Source organism: Nevskia soli, assembly GCF_903970205.1.
Lineage (GTDB): Bacteria > Acidobacteriota > Terriglobia > Bryobacterales > Bryobacteraceae > Bog-113.
Genome location: NZ_CAJCHS010000056.1, coordinates 1 through 4,764, shown reverse-complemented (window position 1 = coordinate 4,764; position 4,764 = coordinate 1). Strand labels below are relative to the sequence as shown.

The following is a 4,764-nucleotide window of genomic DNA, read 5'->3' as shown; positions in this document are numbered from 1 at the left end:
GAGCGGCCATGCTTTTCGATCGTCATGGGGCCATCGCCGGTCCAGGGAAGACTTTCGTCATCGTGCACCTGGCTATCGACTTCAGAGCGGAGATGCACTATCCGGGCACAGCTGAGGTGGGCACCTCTCTGGTGTCATTCGGAAAAAGTTCGCTGAAGCTGCAGCAAGCTGTTTTTAAAGACGATGTGTGCGTAGCCGTAGCCGATTCAACAATAGTCTTGATCGACGAAGAGACGCGATCGGCTACGCCAATTCCCGAAGAAATAAAGGCGATTATCCAGGCCGCTTCCGACGGAAAACCGGTCCCGGTCCGCTTCTCCTACGCGTTTTGCATCTCAATCGCGGATGCGCGGCATGGCAATCTTACCTCGTCCTTGGCCCCGGCGAACTGGGACACCGACGCGGCGCTGCGGGCCGTCAGCGCGGCAGCCACGCACCCGAAGGTGGGAGTCAGCAAGCCTGGCGGACAGGTGTTCGACCCGGCGACGAAAACCGTCGCGATCGCGTTGTCGACGAATCCGCGTGATGTCTCCACGCTGTCGCATGTGCGCGCCGCGATCCAAGCTGGTCTGACGAGCATCGCGCAGCAGCACGGTGCAGCCTCCGCCCCTCCGTCACGGGAGCCGGCCGGCCACTCCCACCCAGCCCCGCCGTTGTCATCCGGGCAAGCACATGCAGCAGCAGCGGGCGCGCATGCGGGAGCCGCCCTTCCGCGACCCGAGCCGGCCAGCCACTCCAGGCCAGCCCCGCCCCCGCCGCCCGGGCAAGCCCATCCCGCGCCGGTGGTCGCGCATGCGGCTGTGTTGTTCGATCCCTCCAACGCGCCCCCGGTTGCGGAAGGCAACGAATGCTACCCGGACGATATTTCCGACGCGGATGCCGCCACTGCCAAGGCCGGAAGCCTGGTTTGTCAGGCCACCGGACCGACCGTCAAACAGCTCGTTCCCGCGTCGTTTCAGAATGCGCAGCAGGGCGATATTATCCTGTCGCCCGCGCCGACGGACGGAGGGGACATGATCGCGGCGATGTTCGCGGCGCTCACTCCGCCACAGCATCACGGGCACTCGGGCATCATGACCCTGAATTTCTTTGAAATCACGCACTGCACGGCCTCGCCCGCGCGCATAACCGCCAACATCAACAAGGACGCGCTGGGTGTTCCTACAAGCCTGATGCCTGACATGCTGCAATATGCCTGGCCCGGCAGCATCACGCAGACCATCGATGACGCGACGACATCGATCAGTTTGAACGATCCGAGCGGCACCGCTTACCAGTTCAGCTCGTTCGACCCGTCACCGGAAGGGAGCGGCTTCGAGATTATTCCGCCGCTCGTGGTGAAACCCTTGCCGGAGAACGAAGCGGCCGTTCGGCCCACGCTGCGCAAAGTCGCGGATACGGCGCGATCGAAAGGCGCGCGTTACGTTCCGCAAAAACCCGGCGAAGCCGGCACTCTCACCCAGAAGGGAGGCTGTTATTACTCGTTTTACTCCTACACCAAGCCGGATGTTGCGCTTGGCTTCACCGACCCCGCCCCCGCGGATGCGGGCTGGGCGCAAGGCCTCTCCCCGGCTGTATGTTCCGGCTTTGTGTGGCTCTGCATGAAAGAAAACAATATTCCGCTGGTTACCCCGGATGAATACGAGCAGTTGGCGGATTTTTCCCAAACGGCGATTGCGGGCGGAGCTCAGGTCGGACCGGCCACGCGCGATGGGTTGGTCTATTATCCGGAGGCCGAGCGGGTGCAAGGCGCGCAGGCTCTACACCAGATGATCCTAAATCAGGCACTAGCTCAGGAAGACGGGCTCGGAACGATTCCCGGCGTAAACGACTCGATCGCCGGTCCGATCGCGGATCAGTTAATTAACATGTTTGCGTTCGGCAACCCCAACATGGTGGGGTCAACCGCGTGGCAGAGCCCGGGCGACGGGAACGCGGTGAGCCCCGACAACATTATCTACTGGAACCCGCCCTACTTCGGATATGCCGAGCCGCTGCAATACCTTCCGCAGCATACCGAACAGTATACGGAAAGTGTCTGGCACAAGGTTGTCACGAAGGGTAACATCAAGGGAACCGTGCGGGCCAATGGCGCTCCGGCCCCCAATGCTCACGTGTGGGTCTATTTGCCCGGCGGAGATGCCTGGACCAAGCCGGACGGGAGCTACAGCCTCGAAAACATCCCGACTGGCCCCTACTTACTCAAGGCCCAGGCGACACTCACGGTGAACGGCGTAAGCGCGGAGTACACGAACGGTGCGGGCCGGCATGTTACATTGGCGGCAAACCAGGCGCTAACCGAGAACATCGATATCCTCCCGCTCCCGGCGAACTACCGGCGAGCGGACATCTCCAGAGTTTCCATAACCTGCGATCATGGGGACGACAACCCGTTCAACGCCCATGGCGTCAAGAGTGCCGGACCCTTCAGCCATCAGGTTTCCGTGAATCCGGGCCACACGACCGACTCCAGCTATACCTATTCTTTCGACTATAACGGGGGCGGTTACTTCCACATCGACTTCGCCTTCACCATTAGTCTCGTCGATAAGTTCAAGATCGAACTGAAAATCGTTGCAACGATGAAAGACGATGGCAGCGGGAGCCAGCAGGCCCAATCGACCTTCGGCCCGGTTTCGATCGATCCCGGCGCGACTTGCAGTAATCAAATCAGCATTGAGCACTCCCAGGCCGGTTATCATAACGGACCGGCTACCCTCAAGTTCAGCGTGACCAACAACCAGCAGACCGGCTGATGGATGACTCTTCACCCGCGGACACGGGCCAGTTAACCGACGGCGACTGGCCCGGGCTTCAACTGCCCGCTGTTTCGGGCACGATCTATTTATAACGATAGCTACAACGATAGCTACAGATTGGGCACCGTGTCCGATAGTGGAAAGCACGGATTACTCGTTCACGGCGGTAATCGTCACCAACTCTTTGCTTTCTTTAAGACGGTCGAGAACAAAGCGCGCGCCAGTGGGTGAAGGCCTTATGAAATAAAGGCGCTCGAAGGGGAAGTCGGCAGCCACTGTGGGCGGCCCTCCCGCGATTGACTGGCGCATGATGCGGCTTCCGGATTCATCGACAACCAGGTATTGGAGCGCTTTTCCGTCGGGTGTCCAAAAGGCTTGCGGCTCGGCGCCGCGCGGCACGTCGAATACTCGCAACTCCCTCCCGTCCTCGGCCGAATATATCCCGATCCTCACAGGCACGTCTTGTTCCTCCGGTTTGTCGAGCGAACAACTGATGAATCTACCGTCCGGCGAAATGTCGGGCAATGACGTTCTATCGCGCACCAGCGGCGCCGGCTGACCGCCGTGAATCGACACCTTCCAAAGGCTGGGACGGCCTCCGATGCCGGGAGACCAGCCCGCGAAGTTTGCGTAGACGACCCACTGGCTGTCCGGCGTCGCCACCGGGTGAACATCCAGCGGCCCAGGGGTCAGTCGCTGCGCGCTTGAGCCATCCGCCGCCGCGCGCCAGATGCGACCGCCGGCGGTATATACGATGTAACGTCCATCCCTGGTGGCGTTGACTTCCTCCTGATCCATTTCGGCAGTCGTGAGCTGAACCCGGTTCCGGCCATCGGTGTCGATACTCCAGATGTTCACTGCCGTGCCGCCGAACGCCGCATACACGATACTCCGAGGCCCGCGCCAGGCGACTGCATTCAGCTCGTGGAGATCCAACGGCGAGATCCTGGTGGTGATCCCCGGTTGACCGGGGCTGGTGAGCAGGAGCTCAGACGTGGTATTGTGCCGGACGGCGAGCAGCGTTCGACCGTCGGAACTGAGGCTCACGTTTTCATAGTTAGACAGGTCGTTGGTGATCCGCCGCGTGACCCCGCTGGGCCAGGCCACGCGCCATATCTGGAGAGACTGGATCGAGCGCTCATTCGCGGCAACAATGAGCGTTTTGCCATCGTGCGACCAAATAAGGGATTCGACCCGCGCCCAGGTGTGCGAGCCTATCGGACTTTCCGCACCGGTGGCTGCATCGATACGAACGAGGTGGTACGCATTTGAGTTGTAGTACGGCGCCTCCCCCGCGCCACACAAGATGGCGCGGCCGTCCGGCGACCAGGCCAGGCCGCTTCGGGAAAAGTAACGCGGTCTGCGTCTTGTCGAAACAATTCTCTCCTGCTGGTCGTCCACGTTAGTAATCACGACGGACTCTTCCCACCGCACGCCGTCAAGCCGAACGCGGGCGAACTGTTTTCCGTCGGGCGAAAAGGCAAATCGGTCTTTCACGTTCTCGGCGATGCGCTGTGGTTCGCCTCCGCTGACGCTGATCCGGTAAAGAGTACCCGCGTTTTTCGAATCGGTACGTGTGTAATAGAGAGAGCGGCCGTCGGGTGAAAAAGTCAGGAAGCGGTGCTTGCCGGACTCGGTGGAGATCAGACGCCGGTCCGTGTTCGCGTTGGCCGGCCTTACCCAAAGAGTTTCGCCGGTACCTTCTTCAAGGAAGTACGCAACGGTCTTGCCGTCGGGCGACAGAGCGGCATCGGGTGTGGGTGCGACCGCAGTGAGCAGACTGATCTTCATCGATTGGAATGGCTCGCCCGCGGTTGGTCTTCCGAAGCGGTAGGCCACGAAGCTCAACGCGGCTAAAGCCACGGCGGCTGCCATCGCGATAGGGACGCGGACGCGATTCGATAAGGCGTGATTTCGCGGCTCGAGAGCTTTCTGGATAGTGGCGGCATCGATCAAGCGCTTTTCACGGTCCTTCGCAAGGCAGGCGCGAACGATCCGGGCGAAC

The 4,764-nt window shown here is 61.0% G+C and carries 2 protein-coding genes; one reads left to right on the top strand and one right to left on the bottom strand.

Annotated features, from left to right (window positions below):
• A partial coding sequence (locus H1Y01_RS02865) for a thioesterase family protein (protein ID WP_219341212.1) occupies window positions 1–2,756 on the top strand: 2,756 nt, incomplete at its 5' end.
• 153 nt (window positions 2,757–2,909) lie between these two features.
• Here the strand turns inward: H1Y01_RS02865 and H1Y01_RS02860 are convergent.
• Window positions 2,910–4,764: PD40 domain-containing protein (locus tag H1Y01_RS02860; RefSeq protein WP_180538586.1), on the bottom strand; the 1,855-nt coding region annotated here is incomplete at its 5' end.